Raw genomic sequence first — 16107 nt, 5'->3', positions numbered from 1 at the left:
GACAGTAGAAAATAAATAATGTTTTTTATCTGCAGGTAATAAGGAAAAACTGGCCTCCCTCTGATTCGTTTTTTCCATGCCATAGCCCAGAAAAATACATATTTATCTTTCCCTGCGCGCCCCTACACACTCAGGTCTTATTCAATTGCGAGGAGTTCGCTATGCAGCCCACTCTGGATAAATCCTCTGTTGCCCTGACGCAAGAAGCCTTTATTAGTGCAATCGGCAATTGTGTCACCGGCGTGACGGTGGTCGCCACCGACGGCCCCGGAGGTCAATATGGCATGACGGTAAGCAGTATGAGCTCAGTCTCTGCGGAGCCGCCGCTGCTGATGATTTGTCTTCACCGCAGCAGTCTGCTTTGCCAGGCCATTGCGGAAAATCGCCATTTCAGCGTCAACGTGCTGTCCGAAGAGCAGAAAACCGTGGCGCAAATCTTTGCCGGTCAGGTGAAAACCCACGATCGCTTCGCCCACGGCGACTGGAGCCCAGGGCTCACCCGCTCACCGCGACTTGCCGGTGCGGTGGCCTGCTTCGAATGCCAGTTACATAGCCAGTTTGAACTGGGCAGCCATCGGGTGCTGGTCGGTGAAGCGCTGGGGGTACAGAGCAATCCGCTGGCGCCGCTCGCCTGGCAGGCACGCCAGTTTGTGCTGGTACAGAGTGATATGCGTTAAAACCAGGAGACCAGTTTTTTGCTATAGCCTGGGTCGGAAAATATGAATTTCCTTCAGCATCCGCTCGTGAAAGTAATAGATAAAGCAAATAGAACAATTAAACAGACCTGCACCGGAGAAATATATGTCTTCATCTTTTTTGCTGAATAGCATCGCAGATTATTCAGCGCCCCACTCCCTGCCGGTGAAACGGCTGAGTCTGTCCGCGCGGCTATTCAGGCGCTGAAACGGTAACCGCGATAACCCCTGCCGGGAGTGAACCCATGACCTTTGACTGGAACTATATGTTGAGTCTGCTGAGTGATGCGGACTTTTGGCTGGCCAGTTGGACAGTCATCAAACTTAGCCTGCTGTGCTGGATACTGAGCATCATTCTGGGCTTTATTATGGCGCTGGCGAAACAGTCGTCCAGCCCGCTGTTGCACACGCCGGCACGCCTCTATATCTGGCTGTTCCGCAGTCTGCCGCTGCTGGTGCTGCTGATCTTCGTCTATAACCTGCCGCAGGCGTGGCCGGCCGCTTCGGCGCTGCTCAGCGACCCCTTCTGGACCGGCCTGATTGCGCTGGTACTCAGTGAAACCGCCTATATAGCAGAAATCCACCGCGGCGGCCTGCTGTCGATTCATAAAGGACAGCGCGAAGCCGCGCGGGCACTCGGGCTTCGCTTCTCTGGCATTCAGTGGCTGGTGGTGATCCCGCAGGCACTGCGCGTGGCATTGCCGTCGCTGGCGAATGAATATATCTCGATTGTGAAGCTCAGTTCGCTGGTGTCGGTGATCTCGCTGACGGAGATCCTGATGGTAGGACAGCGTCTCTATTCGCAGAACTTCCTGGTGATGGAGACCATGGCGGCGGTGGCTATCTACTACATCCTGATCGTGACGGTGTTCGACTTCCTGTTAAAACGGCTGGAAAGTTATCTTGATGTGAGCCAACGGAAAAATGCCCTGGCAATCGATCCCGCCCTGCTGACGCAGGCCGCGGCGCCAGCGCCGGCGACAGTACGCGGTTTTGCCAGCCAGCAAGGCCCGGCGCTACAGGCTTCGCAGCTGCATAAAGCCTATAACAATGTTGAAGTGCTGGGTTCGGTTAATCTGCAAATCCAGCCCGGCGAAGTGGTCTCGGTGATTGGCCCATCCGGTTCCGGGAAAACCACGCTGATTCGCCTGCTGAACGGGCTGGAGCAGTTGGATAACGGTGAGATCAAAATCAACGGCCAGCCGTTTCTGCGCCTCAGTAAGCAGGGCGAGCAGAAGCCACGGGTTATTGAACACGCCGAACATCGCCTGAATATCGGCATGGTATTTCAGAGCTTTAACCTGTTCCCACATCTTACGGTAATGAACAACCTGCTGTTGGCGCCGCGCTATCACCATCTGGCGTCAAAGGATGAACTGAAACAGCAGGCCTGCGCCCTGTTGCAAAAGGTCGGGATGCTGGAGCACGCCTTTAAATATCCGCATCAGTTGTCCGGTGGGCAGCAGCAGCGGGTGGCTATCGCCCGCGCGCTGATGATGCGTCCGCAGATTATGTTATTTGATGAACCTACCTCCGCCCTCGACCCGGAGAAGGTCAATGAGGTGTTGCAGGTGATTGAAACACTGGCCGGGGAAGGTATCACCATGGTGATTGTGACCCATGAAATGAATTTCGCCTTCAAAGTGTCCGACCGCATTATTTTTATGGAGAAAGGGCGCGTGGTCTGTGATGAGGCGCCGGACGCGCTACGTAATGGCCAGAATCCGCGCGTGGAAGCGTTTCTGAAGGATGTCTCACTCGCTTAACCATCTTTAAGTCTATTCATTGTCATCACGAGGGGGAACCATGATTAAGCAATGGCAGATCGATAAATTTAATCAGCAAGGCTATCTGGTAGTAGAAGATGTGTTGTCCGCCGCTGAAATCGCGACATTACAGCAGGACTTTGACCGCTGGGTGGCGGAAAGCTGCCGTCAGAGCGCTGCTTACGGCAGTACCCTGGATGGCCGTCCACGCTTTGATCTGGAAAGCGATCACCGCGCCGATCACCCTTCGCTGCGCCGCGTCAGTTCACCAACCGAGATTTCGGCCCCTTACTACCACGCGGCGTTTCAGTCAGCGATGGCGCAGATCGCCGGACAGCTGATTGGCGGCAAAGGGACGCGCTTTCATCACAGCAAAATCAATTCCAAGCTGCCGCACACCGCGACCCAGGTGAAATGGCATCAGGATTTTCTGTTCACGCCGCACAGCAATGACGACATGATCACCGCTCTGCTGATGGTCAGCGAAGTGACCCCGGAAAACGGCCCGCTGAAGGTGGTGCCCGGCAGCCATCGGGGACCGCTGTACTCCCACTGGCAGGAAGACCGTTTTAGCGGGGCGGTGGCGGATGAGGTGGTGGAACAATATTGCCAACAGCCGGAGGCCTGTTTCGGCCCGGCTGGCGCGGTCTGCTTTATGCACACCCGCCTGCTGCACGCTTCCAGCCCCAATGAAACCGGGCTGCCGCGTACGCTATTTATCAGCGTTTACGCGGCGGAAGACGCACTGCCATTGGGTGAAAATCCGCTGCCCAGTGAACACGCCGGACTGATGGTGTATGGCGCAGAGAGTGGACTGGTACGCTGCAGTGAAAATCAGCTGCGACTGCCGCAGAAGCCGCGCGGCGCCTCATTTTTTGTACAACAAGCCGGAAAAGAGTTTGCCGGCGCCTGATGACGTTACCTTGTGATATTCACTCTTTTACCTGCTGTGGAGGTTGTATGAATTTGTTCGCGCGCGTCTCTTCTCGTCCGCTGGTAGTGAGTCTGTTTGCCGCCAGCCTGACCCTGTCGTCGTTTACCGCCGCGGCAGCGTTTAAGCAGCCGGGTAGTATTATTGCCGGTTCCGATCTGACCTTTTTCCCGTATGAATATATGCAGGATAATCGCCCGGCCGGTTTTGATATTGAGTACCTTGATGGTCTGGCCGAAGTGATGGGGCGTAAAGCCGAGAATATCGATACCCGCTTTCCCAACCTGATCACCGGGCTGCAGGGAGGGCGTTTTGATATCACCAACTCCTCGATGTATATCACCGCCGACCGGTTGAAAGTGATCGATATGATCCCTTATCTGAAGAGCGGCGAAGCGATCCTTGCACCGAAAGGCAGCGCTTACCAGCCGAAGCGCCCGGAGGATTTCTGCGGTCATAAAATTGGTTCGATGGGGGCCACCTCCTGGCTGCAACAGCTGCATAAGCTCTCTGACGAGTACTGCGTGAAAAGCGGTCTGAAACCGATCGCCATCAGCGAATACACCACCGATCCGCAAACCACTCAGGCGATGCTGTCGCACGCCGTTGAAGCGCAGATCACCGATGCCGCCGTGGCACGCGGGGTGGTGGACAAACTGGGGGCGCGCGTAGTGATCTCCTCTGACAGCCTGATTTACCCGGTGCTGAACGGCTTCGGCGTGCTAAAAGGCAATGAGGAAGTGAAAAAGGCGATGATTGAAGGCATGGACAAATTCAGCAAAACCGAAAAATATGCCGCCCTGCTGAAGAAATATAACTTCCAGGCGCCAACCGCAGACGACATTAAAACGCTAATGCCGAAGCCCTGATATGCTGGCGCGTGCGCTAACGCCGGTTAGCGCACGCTGGATCTTAATCTGTCACAGGTGATGTATGGCCCTTTCCTATGAAGAGCAAGCCCGGATCGATCTGGCTGCCACTTTTCGTATTATTGCGCATCTGGGAATGCACGAAGCGGTCGCTAACCACTTCAGCGCCGCCATCTCGGATGACGGTAAACAGTTTTTACTCAATCCCAAATGGAAACACTTCTCGCGCATCTGCGCCAGCGACCTGTTGTTGCTGAATGCCGATGACGCCAGTAGCGCAGCGCGCGAAGACGTGGACGCCACCGCCTGGGCGATTCATGGTCAGATCCACCAGCGTTTGCCGCAGGTGCGGGCGGTGCTGCATTTGCATCCGATCTACACCACCAGCCTCGCCTGCCTTGCACATCCGCATATTCCGCCCATCGACCAGAATAGCGCGCGCTATTTCCGGCGGCTGGCGGTAGATACGCTGTATGGCGGCATGGCGGATACCGTTGCCGAGGGAGCGCGCCTCGCCAGTCTGCTGCAGGGCCACAGCCGGTTGCTGATGGGAAATCACGGCGTACTGGTAACCGCGCCCACTATCGGCGAAGCTTTTGATGATATCTGGACGCTGGAGCGCGCCTGTCAGATTGTGATTACCGCCTGGTCAAGCGGGCAGCCGCTGCAATTACTCTCCGATGAGGTGGCGGAGAAAACCGCCCGCGACTGGGAAAAAATTGGCGATTTCTCGCGCCGTCATTTTGAAGAGATGAAGCTGCTAATGATTAAGGCCGATCCCTCGCTGGCAGATTAGCGCCCGGCGGTAAAGGGTAACCCTGATGCAGTATCGCCGAGATCTCTTTTATCACCGGCGTGGTGGCTATTTTGACGATCGTCGGGAAAAACACCGGCTTAATATGCGCGGCAAGAGGAACCACAAAGCAGTGACGTAACCGGCTGGCATCCACTTCACTGGCTGGCAGCAGTGATGCTGCTTCCAGCCCCGATTCGATAAAATCAATTATCGCGCGCGGTTGGGTATTATGCATAACGACATCAGGATATTTGCCACTTTCCGAGAACAGATCGATAAATTTCTCATATACCCCTGAACCATGATGACGCTGCAGCAAGATCATCGGTAACGGAATTAATTGTGCCAGATCAATAAATTCAGCAGAGAAATCAGGCAGTAAATTTTTATGAATCACCGCCACCGTTGGCAGCGCATCCAGAACCTGGCAATCAAAAATATCATCAACGTGTGGTTTCTGAATTAACGCAATATCAATCAGACCATCATGCAAACCCTGCTCTAAATTACTGGAGTCGGAAACGGTAATACGCAATTCGACATGAGGATGACGACGATATAATTCCATCAGCAACGGCTGGAAATAAGACTGATAAAGATGCGTCATACCAATACGCAAGAAATTATTTTCCCGTTCGGCAATTTTTATTGTTTCCAGACGCGCATCTTCCAGCTCATTGATAATTTTACAGATGCGGTGATAAAAATAGTTCCCCGCCGCGGTAAGCTCCACGCCATTGCTGCTGCGAACTAACAGGCTGACGCCCAGTTCATCCTCCAGTTCCTGCACACGCTTACTGAGCGGCGGCTGCGCCATATTTAACTGGCGCGCGGCCTTACTGATCGAACCATACTCAATAACCTTGCAGAAATATTTCAGACGTTTCAGATCCATCAGCGCCAGCCTGTATTTTTATTTTAGTCTTATTGCTTATAATTGATTCAACAAGCGAATGTCAACCCTTTCTGTTTCATTATGTTATAAGTGTCACAGACATTAATAAACAACCCCAAGCGTAATGTTATCCGGCTGTTTTATTTCTGTTAATAAATCGCCAGTGAAAATAGCCATACTTTTTTGGTATGGTGATTATCAGCTAAACGGTATTTGCCGATATTAATATTGAGGATTATTTTCTTGCCGGACATAGGTTATTTAATTTTCAAGGACTCTATTATGGCAAGTTCCGATAAAAAGGGTGACGCAAACGCCACGATCACCGATCTTCGTTCAGCACTGGATCTGTTACGCAGTTTACCCGGCGAATATGTGGAAACCAGTGTGGAAGTCGACCCACAGGCCGAGCTTTCCGGGGTTTATCGCTACGTTGGCGCTGGCGGTACCTGCGAGCGCCCGACCCGTAAAAACGGCCCGGTAATGATGTTTAATACCATCAAAGGGTTCCCGGAATCCCGGGTGGTGATTGGTCTGAATGGTTCACGTAAACGTGTCGGCCAGTTCCTTAACTGCGCGCCGGAAAGACTGGGCCATCTGCTGAAAGACTCCGTACAACAGCCGATCGCGCCGGTATTGATTAACCAGCAGCAGGCCGCCTGTCAGGAAGTGGTGCATTTAGCTACCGATGCGGACTTTGACCTGCGCAAACTGCTGCCTGCGCCAACCAATACCGAAGAAGATGCCGGCCCATACATTACCATGGGGCTGTGCTATGCCTCCGACCCGGAAAGCGGCGAGTCCGATGTCACCATTCACCGTCTTTGCGTGCAGAGCCGTGATGAACTCTCTATGTGGCTGACTCCGGGTCGCCATATTGATGCATTCCGTATGAAGGCCGAAGCGGCGGGTAAACCATTGCCGATCTCCATCAGCATTGGCGTCGACCCGGCGATTGAAGTCGCCGCCTGCTTTGAACCACCCACTACCCCACTGGGCTTTGATGAACTGAGCATCGCCGGCGCATTGCGCGGTCACGCAGTAGAAATGGTGCAATGCCGGACCATCAGTGAAAGAGCTATCGCCCATGCCGAAATCGTTATTGAAGGCGAACTGCTGCCGGATGTCCGCGTGCGTGAAGATCAGAACACCAATACCGGTAAAGCCATGCCGGAATTCCCTGGCTACACCGGCGACGCCAAACCTGCGCTGCCAGTGATTAAAGTCAAAGCGGTTACCCATCGTCGTCAGCCAATCTGGCGCACCACCATGGGCCCGGGGGAAGAACACGTCAATATGGCAGGCATCCCGACTGAAGCCAGTATTCTGTCCATGGTCGAACGCGCAATGCCGGGTAAATTGCTGAATGTGTTTGCCCACTCTGCCGGCGGCGGCAAACTGCTGGCGGTGATGCAGTTTAAAAAATCCTCCCCGGCTGATGAAGGTCGTCAGCGTCAGGCAGGCCTGCTGGCCTTCGCTTCTTTCCCGGAACTGAAGCATGTGATTCTGGTTGATGAAGACGTGGATATTTTCGACAGCGACGACGTGCTGTGGGCGATGCAGACCCGCTACCAGGGCGATGTGGATACCGCATTTATCGCCGGTGTGCGCTGCCATCCGCTGGATCCGTCACAGTCTCCCGCCTATAGCCCGTCGATTACTCAGGAAGGGATGTCCTGCAAAACGATTTTTGACTGTACCGTGCCGTTCCATCTGAAAGCGCACTTCCAGCGTTCACGCTTTAAAGTCGTTGATGTGAAACGTTTCCTGCCGGATTTCGAATAAGGAGCAGAGCATGGCCACGCAACGCATTATCGTCGGCATCAGCGGCGCGTCAGGTTTTCAGTATGGCGTAAAAGCCCTGCAACTGCTGCAGGCGCAGGAGATGGAGGTGCACCTGGTTATTTCAAAAGGTGCAGAAAAAACCTGTGAACTGGAGACGGATTACTCGCTGAAAGAGGTGATGGCGCTGGCGGATGTTGTGCACTCCATTGGCAATCTGGGGGCATCGATATCCAGTGGCTCATTCAAAACTCTGGGTATGCTGGTCGCGCCCTGTTCTATGCGCTCGCTGGCCAGTATTGCCTGTAGTCTGACGGATAATTTGCTGACTCGCGCAGCGGACGTGGTGCTGAAGGAGCGACGTCGCCTGGTATTAATGGTGCGTGAAACGCCGCTGAACCTGAGCCACGTACGCAATATGCAACTGGTCACCGAAATGGGCGGGATTTTGTTCCCGCCGGTTCCGGCACTTTACCAGCGCCCGAAAACCGTCGATGAAGTCATTACCCACAGCGTAACGCGCGCGCTCGATCTGTTCGGGCTGGATATGCGTAGCATTCCGCGCTGGGGTGAAGGCGATCTTCCGGCACAACCAGAATCCACCCTGTGAACCATACGCTAAGGATGAACTATGTTAATCGGCCCATATGTTAATGGCTCGGCAGTCATTATTGGTGGCCTGCTGGGGGCTACCTCCAGCGCCTTTATTCCCGAGCGGGTAAAGAACTCGCTCCCGCTGATCTTTGGCCTCTGTTCTGTGGGGCTGGGAATTAGTCTGATCATTAAAGTGAAGTATATGCCCGCGGTGGTGCTGGCCATGATTATCGGCACCGCACTGGGTGAACTGTTATTTGTGGAAAAAGGTATCGGCAAGGCGGCAGGCTCTACCCGCACCATTATTAATAAATTTCTGCCGCCGGTTAAGGGATTAAGTCAGGACGCATTTACGGAAAAATTCGTGGCGATTCTGGTGCTATTCTGTGCCAGCGGTACCGGCATCTTTGGCGCCATGCATGAAGGGATGACCGGCGACCCGTCGATCCTCTATATCAAAACGGTGCTGGATTTATTTACCTCGGCAATTTTCGCCACCATGCTGGGTTTCTCGGTGATGGTGATCGGCATCCCGCTGGTGATTATTCAGGTTGCGCTGGCGATGCTGGCGACGCTGATCCTGCCGATGATCGCCCCGGATATGATGGCCGACTTCTCCTGTGCTGGCGGCCTGCTGATGGTAGCGACCGGGTTGCGTATCTGCAATATCAAAACTTTCCCGGTCGCCAATATGCTCCCGGCGCTGGTACTGGTAATGCCATTCTCATGGTTGTGGGCGCATTTGATTGGCTGATCGCTCTGCGGCCCGGCGTTGTTGCCGGGCTTTGGGAACAGCAGATTGGGTTGCGCAAAGCGAATGGCTGCCGCCCACGGCGTGATAAATTTTGTCAACCAGACAGGATCCGCGATGAACAGAGAACCAGAAAAAGAATGGAATGATGTACTGCTTAAACGCTCGGTTTCGCTTTCCGGCGCGCGTGAAGTGATTCACGCCGCGCAGCGTAAAGCGCAGGAGAATGGCTGGCGCATCTCGGTGGCGGTGGTGGACCGCGCGGGGGAAGTGGTCGCGCTGGAGCGCAACGACGCCGCCATCGGCATCAGCCCTACGGTGGCGCTGGCCAAAGCCCGCACCGCCGCATTGCTGGAGGCGCCATCCGGTGAATTTGAAGCTTTTATCAATGCAGGCCAGCCCAGTTTTCTTGCTACTCCGGGCGTTACGCCGCTGGAAGGTGGCATCCCGCTGCGCTTTGATGGCGAGATTATCGGCGCGGTAGGCGTGAGCGGCGCGCACGGAGCCAATGATAGCGCCGTGGCGCTGGCAGCGGCGGCGGCGCTTGTGGCATTAAGGAGAGATTAATGGCTGAGTTATCGGGTAAACATCTGGCGGTGATTGGCGGCAGTTCCGGCATTGGTCTGGAAGTGGTGAAACTGGCCGGTGAAGAGGGTGCCAGCGTTACGCTGATTGGACGCCACGCCGGACGTCTTGATGAAGCGCGCGCGGCGCTGCAACACAACGGGATAGTGGTGCGCGATACCCTGGTTTGCGATGCCCATGACCACCCGGCGCTGGAGGACTGCTTTCAGCAACTGGCGCCCTGCGATCACCTCGTTTCAATGGTCGGTGATGTGATGGGCGGCGGCTTTCTCAGCGCCGATATGGCAACCATTAGCCGGGTGATGCATTCAAAGTTTCTCACCAATGTGTTAATCGGCAAGCTGGCGGCGGAGAATATTCGCCCTGGTGGTTCACTGACCTTTACCGCCGGTACCGGCGGACGGGCACAAGACGCCTGCGCCAGCTATGTCGGCAATCTCGCTATCCAGGCGCTGGCCCAGGGGCTGGCGGCAGAGCTGGCGCCGGTCATTCGCGTCAATGCCGTGGCCCCGACCTGGACCGTAACGCCGTTCTGGCGTCAGCAACCGGCAGAACAGATTGAGCAGACGCGTCAGCACTTCGCCAGCATCATCCCGCTGGGACGTACCGCGCAACTGGCCGAACTGGCGACGGCTTACCTGTTCCTGATGAAAAATGACTTTGTTACCGGCCAGCAGCTGGCAGTCGATGGCGGCATTATGCTGGGCTGGAGTGATAAAGCACCGGCGGCCTAAATGCCGCCGCTGCCGCCGCCGCGCGTTATAAACCAATATCGCGCAGTTTTACCCCCGACATCAGTTTCTTCTCTATCTGTTCCAGGGTGACATTTTTTGTTTCCGGAACCAGCACCAAAGTAATAAAGACAAAACTGAGATTAAGCGCGGCATACAACCAGAAAGTGGCGGCGGCGCCAAAGGTGTCAATCAGCGTCAGGAAGCTGGCGCCGATAATCATATTGGATACCCAGTTAGTGGTAGTCGAACAGGTGATGCCAAAATCGCGCGCTTTCAGTGGCTGAATTTCTGAACAAAGGATCCAGACTACCGGCGCAGCGCTCATGGCGTATCCGGCAATACACATCATCGCCATGCCGACTGAGAGCCAGGAAAGACCGGTTGAGGCATGTCCGCTACCGAGGTACATAAAGCAAAAACCAAGCACCAGCGTCCCCAGCGCCATCACACTGAAGCCGATTTTTAACGCCGGTTTACGGCCGATTTTATCTACCGAAAATACCGCGATAAAGGTGGCCAGCATAAATGTCAGGCCGACGACAATGGTCGCCACCATCTGCTGCTCGGTGCTGGTAAAACCGGCCATTTTGAATATCTGCGGGGCGTAATACATAATGATATTCATACCGGTAAACTGCTGAAGCGCCTGTAATAGCATGCCAAGGAACACGGCGCGCCGCACATTGCGGTTAACCTTAAACAGCGCCCAGCCCCCCTGTTTCACTTTCAGGCTTTCACGAATATCGTTGAGTTCGTTGCGGGCCTTTTCCGAAGTATCACGCAGCATGCGCAGCACTTCTTCCGCCTCAATATGACGCCCCTTTGCCGCCAGCCAGCGCGGGCTGTTTGGCAGGAAAAACACCAGAATCATCAGTACCACCGCCGGCAGCGCCAGCACGCCCAACATGCCGCGCCAGTTACCGCTGTAGCTGAATGCGGTATCGGACAAAAATGCCATCAGGATCCCCAGCGTCACCATCAGCTGATACATACTGATCATTTTGCCGCGTACGTTTTCCGCTGCCATTTCAGAGAGATAAAGCGGAGCGGTATATGAGGCAATCCCTACCGCCACACCGAGCACGATACGCGCCGTCATTAACATCTCCACGCTGTTCGCCAGCGCGGAACCAATCGAGCCGAGAATAAACAGTACCGCCCCGGACATCAGGCTGTACTTCCGTCCCAGCTGCGAAGACAGCCAGCCGTTAAGTAATGCGCCAATTGCCGCGCCAAGCATCATGGTACTGACCACCCACTCTTGCTGACGGCTGCTGAGCGTAAAATGATCGGTTATAAAAGGGAGCGCACCGGAGATAACCCCAATATCGAGGCCAAACAATAATCCCGCCACTGCCGCAGAAACGGAGACAAACAGATTCATGCGCCGGGTATCACGCGCAATAATCCCCACACCATCGCTAACGTATGACATCGTAACAACTCCTGAAATGACCAGTTAATTCGTAAGGAGTTACGTTACAGGAGAACCATTTTCGCGAAACGGCATGAACCTCCAAAGACATGGACAAAACAGCTATGGGTTATCATAGTGTGACGCAGGTTACACTTTTGCGGTTATCGCACCGCAGCGAAAGATGACAATAAGGCTTTACTATCAAATAAATAATCTAAAAAACCCGTCCAAAAAATAGCCAAATCTATGGATTATTCTCTTATTAGTCCCGGCAGGAAAGTAACTATTGCGCCGGGGTGGTGACGGTGGTTCCCTCAGGCCACTTTCGGCCCGAATTTATCGGTAAACTCCTGCTTTACCTGAATATCAAAATCCGTAAACAGTGCCACCGGTTTTACGATGCGTCCTTGTTTTTCCAGCCGGACAAAGCCGCGCAAACTGAGTGTCTTCAGGGTGACCGAGAGATTGCTTTTCTTGCGACCTGACATATCCGCTAATTCGCTAAGGGTTTCCGGCTTTTGCTGATCCATCAGCCTGAGTAGCTGAATATTTTCATTACTCAACACCTGCGCCAGGGCGTTCACTGAGGTAAACCACAATTTCGGCTCATTGTTTTCCGGCTGGTATTCACCTTTGGCAATCGCCAGCATCCTTTGACGGATATGCTCTTCAGGCATTACGCCAATAAGTACTTTCATGGTATTAACCTCGCTTCTCACGTTGCGCAATGACCTCTTCTGACTTAATGAAGAAGTCTTCGATTAGCTGCGCCGCAGAGGCAAACTCATACGGATAGCCTTTGTCTGAGGGGGTACGATGGATAGGGTCGTAAACCAGTCTGCCGGAGTAGTGGCCTTTCTTTGGTAATTTGATTCCATGCGCATTATCGATACCAAATACCCGGGTACTATGTTTGTCGTGCAGCGTTAAGCTGTAGCGGATGCCATGAGGTATAAAAGCCGTTGGCTGCACTTCCCAGACGTCGATCTTCCACCAATAGCCATCATCGCGGAATACAATCGATCCATGAAGTGAAAGTAAGTAGTCTAAACCCTGGTCCATTTCCTTATGGCCCCCGCTGATGGTTATGACCCAATCATAACCATAAATCTTTCCCTGTCAAATACTGTTATTCCGGCGCAGCCACCCGCGCTTTCACCAGATCGCGGAACGCTCTGATCAGTGTCTCCCTGCTGCGTCCGCGACGGAAAATCAGTGAGAACGACGCCTGGTAACTAAATTGTTGTGGTGCAAGCCGTTTCAGTTGCCCCTTCTCCACCCAGGGCCGGGCGTTATGCTCCGGCAGATAGCCAATATATTTGCCTGACAGAATCAGGATCAACTGTGCCTCAATGCTCTCTACCGAGGCGGCACTGGCTTTAAAACCGCGCCGCGCCAGTTCCGCCTGATTCCAGTAACTGCGGGTGACAAAACCATAGTTATGCAAATCGCCCACCTCCTGCTCCGCCCGCTGGAAAAGCTGATGGCTGTCGCTGCAGTACAACCAGTGCTGCTCGTGATGCAGCGGCACCGTCACCAGGTTATTCACGTTAACCGGGAAATGGCCGATAGCCAGATCAAGTCGGTTATCCAGTACCTGCTGCTGCAATTCATTCGGGTCGCGCACCGAAAGATTAAGGTACAGCGCCGGGAAGCGTTCGCTGAACTGGTTGATGCTTTCCGCCAGCCCCAGTCGGCTGTCGGTGGAAACGGAATCCACCACCCCCAGCGAGAACACCCCGCCCTGTTCGGTTTTCAGCCCTTCCACCTGACGATCAAAATCCGCCAGCGTACCCAGCAACTGCAGGCTGTACTGTAAAAACTGCTCCCCACGGCTGGTCAGCGCAAAGCCGCCGCGTCCGCGCTGACAGAGGACAAACCCCAGCCGCTGTTCCAGTTCGCTCATATAACCGCTGATCGCCGGGGTGGTCATATTTAGCTCCTGCTGCGCACGCGAGTAGCCCTGGCAGCGGGCAACGGTGGCAAAAATAGTCAGCAGCTTCAGGTTTGGCAGGCGGTTAGCACTCACGTGTTCTCCTTCGGATTGGCACAGCATTAGTTAAGTAATCCCTGAACTGATTATTTGTCCTCAGGGATTTTTTCTCAAGCTTATCCGGCAGATGATGGCTTATGCAGTTTCACCTTCCGCCGGAGACAACCGATGCACTCAGTCAGCGATAACGACTTGCCGCAGCCACAGAGCGGTAACGATATGCCCCGTTTTGCCGGGCGCGGCACCATGATGCGCCTGCCCGCCGCCGATCATCCCGCCGGACTGGATGCCGCTTTTATTGGTATCCCGCTGGATATCGGCACCTCTCAGCGTTCCGGCACCCGCTACGGGCCACGGGCGATTCGGGCGGATTCAGTGATGATTCGCCCGTATAACATGGCGACCGGCGCCGCCCCCTTCGACTCCCTGCGGGTGGCGGATCTCGGTGATGTGCCGATCAATACCTATAATCTGCATAAATCAGTGCAGATTATTGAAGACTATTACAGCGAACTGAATGCCTTTCCGTTAGTGCCGCTGACGCTGGGCGGCGATCACACCCTGACGCTGCCGATTCTGCGCGCGCTGGTGAAAAAGCACGGTCCGGTCGGCCTGATCCATGTTGATGCCCATACCGACACCAACGACGAGATGTTTGGCGAAAAAATTGCCCACGGCACCACCTTCCGCCGGGCGGTCGAAGAGGGTTTACTCGATGTTAAACGGGTGATCCAGATTGGTCAGCGCGCACAGGGCTATGATGCCGGCGATTTCCAGTGGGGCGTGGATCAGGGCTTTCGCCTGGTGCCGGCGGAGCAGTGCTGGTATCAGTCAATGGCGCCGCTGATGGAACAGGTGCGTGCGCAGATGGGCAGCGGCCCGGTGTATCTCTCTTATGATATCGACAGTTTTGATCCTGCCTGGGCGCCGGGCACCGGTACGCCGGAGGTGGGCGGTCTGACCTCAATTCAGGGGCTGGAAATCGTGCGCGGCTGTCGCGGCCTGAATCTGATCGGCGCTGACCTGGTCGAGGTCTCCCCACCTTACGATCTTAGCGGCACCACCTCCCAGCTGGCCGCCAATATTCTTTATGAAATGCTCTGTGTATTACCCGGAGTGAATTACAACTCATGACGCATCGCGTCAGCTTAAGTTAAAGGTCAGGCATGTCTGAACAAAATCTGGTTTTCCCCGCGCGCGTACTGCGTGGCGCCGGCGTAATACAGCAGCTGGGAGGTATCTGCCGCCAGCTGGGGCAGCGCGCCCTGCTGATCGGCGGCCATCAGGCGCTGGAAGCGGTCGAACCCCATGTGCGCGCGCAGCTTGCTGCAGCCCAGGTTGAGCTGGTGGGCAGCGAATGGTTTGGCGGCGAAACCTCGCTACGGCAAATTGCCCGCCTGGGTGAACTGGCTAAAACCCTTAACGCGGAGGTGATTATCGCCGCTGGCGGCGGCAAAGCGCTGGATACCTGTAAGGCGGTCGGCGCCGAACATCATATCCCGTTGATCACTATTCCGACCATTGCCGCCACCTGTGCCGCCGTGACGCCGCTAAGCATCCGTTATGATGACCAGGGTAATTTTTACGATATTTTCCCGCTGCCTCAGGCGCCGGCTGCGGTGATTATCGACAGCGCACTGCTGGCAAAGGCTCCGCTGCGCTGGCTGGCTGCCGGCCTTGGCGATACGCTGGCAAAATGGTATGAATTCCGTGCCGTCAGCCAGCGTCATCCGCCGCTGGGCGCCAATGAGAAATCATCGCTGGCACACAGCCTGATCTGCTATGAAGTGATTGCCGAACACGGGCCAAAAGCCTGTGAAGCGCTGCGCAACCAGCAGCCGGATCAGCATCTCGATCAGGCGCTGGATGCCATTTTTACTTTTGCGGGCATCACTTCGCTAATGAGCAATGGCGCCCATATGGCGGCGTCGCATGCGATTTATGAAGGCTTCACCTTCTGCGATAAAACCCGTGAATATGGTCATGGACTGCTGGTAGGTTACGGCAACCTGTGCCTGCTGGCGCTGGAAAACCGCAGCGACGAAGAGTTGCTGCGCGAAATGACGCTGGCTTACCAGTGTGGTATCCCGCTGACGCTGACGGCGATTGCCGACCTGACGAGCGAAGAGCTGGCAGTGATTGTCGGCGAATCCGTCGCCACCACGGATATGAAAAATATGGCCGAACCGGTGTCGGAAGCCAGGCTGTATCAGGCGATGGCGCGCGTCGAAGCGCTGGCGACCGCTAACTTCTGATGGAAACGCCGCCATGCTGCTCAGTGAGCAACATGGCGGCGCCG

General features: G+C 54.9%; 17 protein-coding genes. 12 read left to right on the top strand and 5 right to left on the bottom strand.

What is annotated here, in order from left to right; all coding sequences use genetic code 11:
* Positions 1–161 precede the first annotated feature (161 nt).
* From JWF83_RS07350 to JWF83_RS07330, 5 genes are all read left to right on the top strand, one after another.
* Positions 162–677, top strand: coding sequence for a flavin reductase family protein (locus JWF83_RS07350; RefSeq protein ID WP_413649538.1), 516 nt, complete (start codon positions 162–164; stop codon positions 675–677).
* A gap of 263 nt (positions 678–940) precedes the next feature.
* Positions 941–2461, top strand: a complete 1521-nt coding sequence (locus JWF83_RS07345; protein WP_413649537.1) for an amino acid ABC transporter permease/ATP-binding protein — start codon at positions 941–943, stop codon at positions 2459–2461.
* 40 nt (positions 2462–2501) lie between these two features.
* A complete protein-coding gene (locus tag JWF83_RS07340; protein ID WP_413649536.1) occupies positions 2502–3374 on the top strand; it encodes a phytanoyl-CoA dioxygenase family protein in 873 nt (290 codons plus the stop codon).
* Between the two features lie 47 nt (positions 3375–3421).
* The gene (locus JWF83_RS07335) at positions 3422–4261 is read left to right on the top strand and encodes a transporter substrate-binding domain-containing protein (RefSeq protein ID WP_413649535.1); all 840 of its coding nucleotides are present in this window, start codon (positions 3422–3424) and stop codon (positions 4259–4261) included.
* A 64-nt stretch (positions 4262–4325) separates the two neighbouring features.
* On the top strand, positions 4326–5057 hold the full coding sequence (locus tag JWF83_RS07330; RefSeq protein WP_413649534.1) for a class II aldolase and adducin N-terminal domain-containing protein: 732 nt from the start codon (positions 4326–4328) through the stop codon (positions 5055–5057).
* Here JWF83_RS07330 and JWF83_RS07325 read toward each other — a convergent pair.
* Positions 5029–5952 (bottom strand): LysR substrate-binding domain-containing protein, encoded by a 924-nt coding sequence (locus JWF83_RS07325; RefSeq protein ID WP_413649533.1) that lies wholly within the window; start codon positions 5950–5952, stop codon positions 5029–5031. The genes JWF83_RS07330 and JWF83_RS07325 overlap by 29 nt on opposite strands.
* Before the next feature lie 282 nt (positions 5953–6234).
* On the opposite strand from JWF83_RS07325, the gene JWF83_RS07320 reads away from it, so the two are divergent.
* The 5 genes from JWF83_RS07320 (at position 6235) to JWF83_RS07300 (ending at position 10398) form a co-directional block, all read left to right on the top strand.
* On the top strand, positions 6235–7737 hold the full coding sequence (locus JWF83_RS07320; RefSeq protein WP_413649532.1) for a UbiD family decarboxylase: 1503 nt from the start codon (positions 6235–6237) through the stop codon (positions 7735–7737).
* A gap of 10 nt (positions 7738–7747) precedes the next feature.
* Positions 7748–8344, top strand: a complete 597-nt coding sequence (locus JWF83_RS07315) for a UbiX family flavin prenyltransferase (protein ID WP_413649531.1) — start codon at positions 7748–7750, stop codon at positions 8342–8344.
* A gap of 21 nt (positions 8345–8365) precedes the next feature.
* Positions 8366–9082, top strand: a complete 717-nt coding sequence (locus JWF83_RS07310) for a DUF554 domain-containing protein (protein WP_413649530.1) — start codon at positions 8366–8368, stop codon at positions 9080–9082.
* Between the two features lie 114 nt (positions 9083–9196).
* On the top strand, positions 9197–9646 hold the full coding sequence (locus JWF83_RS07305) for a GlcG/HbpS family heme-binding protein (protein ID WP_413649529.1): 450 nt from the start codon (positions 9197–9199) through the stop codon (positions 9644–9646).
* The gene (locus JWF83_RS07300; protein WP_413649528.1) at positions 9646–10398 is read left to right on the top strand and encodes an SDR family oxidoreductase; all 753 of its coding nucleotides are present in this window, start codon (positions 9646–9648) and stop codon (positions 10396–10398) included. Before JWF83_RS07305 ends, JWF83_RS07300 begins: the two co-directional genes overlap by 1 nt.
* A gap of 25 nt (positions 10399–10423) precedes the next feature.
* Here the strand turns inward: JWF83_RS07300 and JWF83_RS07295 are convergent, their stop codons facing one another.
* The 4 genes from JWF83_RS07295 to JWF83_RS07280 all read right to left on the bottom strand — a co-directional run bounded on the left by JWF83_RS07295 (position 10424) and on the right by JWF83_RS07280 (position 13844).
* Positions 10424–11833, bottom strand: a complete 1410-nt coding sequence (locus JWF83_RS07295; protein WP_413649527.1) for a sugar porter family MFS transporter — start codon at positions 11831–11833, stop codon at positions 10424–10426.
* Positions 11834–12129: 296 nt separating this feature from the next.
* Positions 12130–12513 (bottom strand): helix-turn-helix domain-containing protein, encoded by a 384-nt coding sequence (locus tag JWF83_RS07290; protein ID WP_413649526.1) that lies wholly within the window; start codon positions 12511–12513, stop codon positions 12130–12132.
* 4 nt (positions 12514–12517) lie between these two features.
* On the bottom strand, positions 12518–12877 hold the full coding sequence (locus JWF83_RS07285) for a DUF6516 family protein (RefSeq protein WP_413649525.1): 360 nt from the start codon (positions 12875–12877) through the stop codon (positions 12518–12520).
* A gap of 67 nt (positions 12878–12944) precedes the next feature.
* Positions 12945–13844: a LysR family transcriptional regulator gene (locus JWF83_RS07280; protein ID WP_413649524.1), complete on the bottom strand. Its 900-nt coding sequence runs from the start codon at positions 13842–13844 to the stop codon at positions 12945–12947.
* Positions 13845–13976: 132 nt separating this feature from the next.
* On the opposite strand from JWF83_RS07280, the gene speB reads away from it, so the two are divergent.
* On the top strand, positions 13977–14942 hold the full coding sequence (speB, locus tag JWF83_RS07275) for an agmatinase (RefSeq protein WP_413649523.1): 966 nt from the start codon (positions 13977–13979) through the stop codon (positions 14940–14942).
* A 32-nt stretch (positions 14943–14974) separates the two neighbouring features.
* Positions 14975–16063, top strand: coding sequence for an iron-containing alcohol dehydrogenase family protein (locus tag JWF83_RS07270; RefSeq protein WP_413649522.1), 1089 nt, complete (start codon positions 14975–14977; stop codon positions 16061–16063).
* The last annotated feature ends 44 nt before the right edge of the window (positions 16064–16107 follow it).

Source organism: Pantoea sp. B65, assembly GCF_047308185.1.
Taxonomy (GTDB): Bacteria; Pseudomonadota; Gammaproteobacteria; order Enterobacterales; family Enterobacteriaceae; genus Erwinia.
The sequence above is the reverse complement of the archived record's forward strand: the minus strand, read 5'-3'. Positions and strand labels throughout refer to the sequence as shown.

Excerpts from the sequence above, each read along its gene's own strand:
- JWF83_RS07350 (WP_413649538.1), top strand. The coding sequence starts at position 162 with ATGCAGCCCACTCTGGATAAATCCTCTGTTGCCCTGACGCAAGAAGCC.
- JWF83_RS07345 (WP_413649537.1), top strand. The coding sequence starts at position 941 with ATGACCTTTGACTGGAACTATATGTTGAGTCTGCTGAGTGATGCGGAC.
- JWF83_RS07340 (WP_413649536.1), top strand. The coding sequence starts at position 2,502 with ATGATTAAGCAATGGCAGATCGATAAATTTAATCAGCAAGGCTATCTG.
- JWF83_RS07335 (WP_413649535.1), top strand. The coding sequence starts at position 3,422 with ATGAATTTGTTCGCGCGCGTCTCTTCTCGTCCGCTGGTAGTGAGTCTG.
- JWF83_RS07330 (WP_413649534.1), top strand. The coding sequence starts at position 4,326 with ATGGCCCTTTCCTATGAAGAGCAAGCCCGGATCGATCTGGCTGCCACT.
- JWF83_RS07325 (WP_413649533.1), bottom strand. The coding sequence starts at position 5,952 with ATGGATCTGAAACGTCTGAAATATTTCTGCAAGGTTATTGAGTATGGT.
- JWF83_RS07320 (WP_413649532.1), top strand. The coding sequence starts at position 6,235 with ATGGCAAGTTCCGATAAAAAGGGTGACGCAAACGCCACGATCACCGAT.
- JWF83_RS07315 (WP_413649531.1), top strand. The coding sequence starts at position 7,748 with ATGGCCACGCAACGCATTATCGTCGGCATCAGCGGCGCGTCAGGTTTT.
- JWF83_RS07310 (WP_413649530.1), top strand. The coding sequence starts at position 8,366 with ATGTTAATCGGCCCATATGTTAATGGCTCGGCAGTCATTATTGGTGGC.
- JWF83_RS07305 (WP_413649529.1), top strand. The coding sequence starts at position 9,197 with ATGAACAGAGAACCAGAAAAAGAATGGAATGATGTACTGCTTAAACGC.
- JWF83_RS07300 (WP_413649528.1), top strand. The coding sequence starts at position 9,646 with ATGGCTGAGTTATCGGGTAAACATCTGGCGGTGATTGGCGGCAGTTCC.
- JWF83_RS07295 (WP_413649527.1), bottom strand. The coding sequence starts at position 11,833 with ATGTCATACGTTAGCGATGGTGTGGGGATTATTGCGCGTGATACCCGG.
- JWF83_RS07290 (WP_413649526.1), bottom strand. The coding sequence starts at position 12,513 with ATGAAAGTACTTATTGGCGTAATGCCTGAAGAGCATATCCGTCAAAGG.
- JWF83_RS07285 (WP_413649525.1), bottom strand. The coding sequence starts at position 12,877 with ATGGACCAGGGTTTAGACTACTTACTTTCACTTCATGGATCGATTGTA.
- speB (WP_413649523.1), top strand. The coding sequence starts at position 13,977 with ATGCACTCAGTCAGCGATAACGACTTGCCGCAGCCACAGAGCGGTAAC.
- JWF83_RS07270 (WP_413649522.1), top strand. The coding sequence starts at position 14,975 with ATGTCTGAACAAAATCTGGTTTTCCCCGCGCGCGTACTGCGTGGCGCC.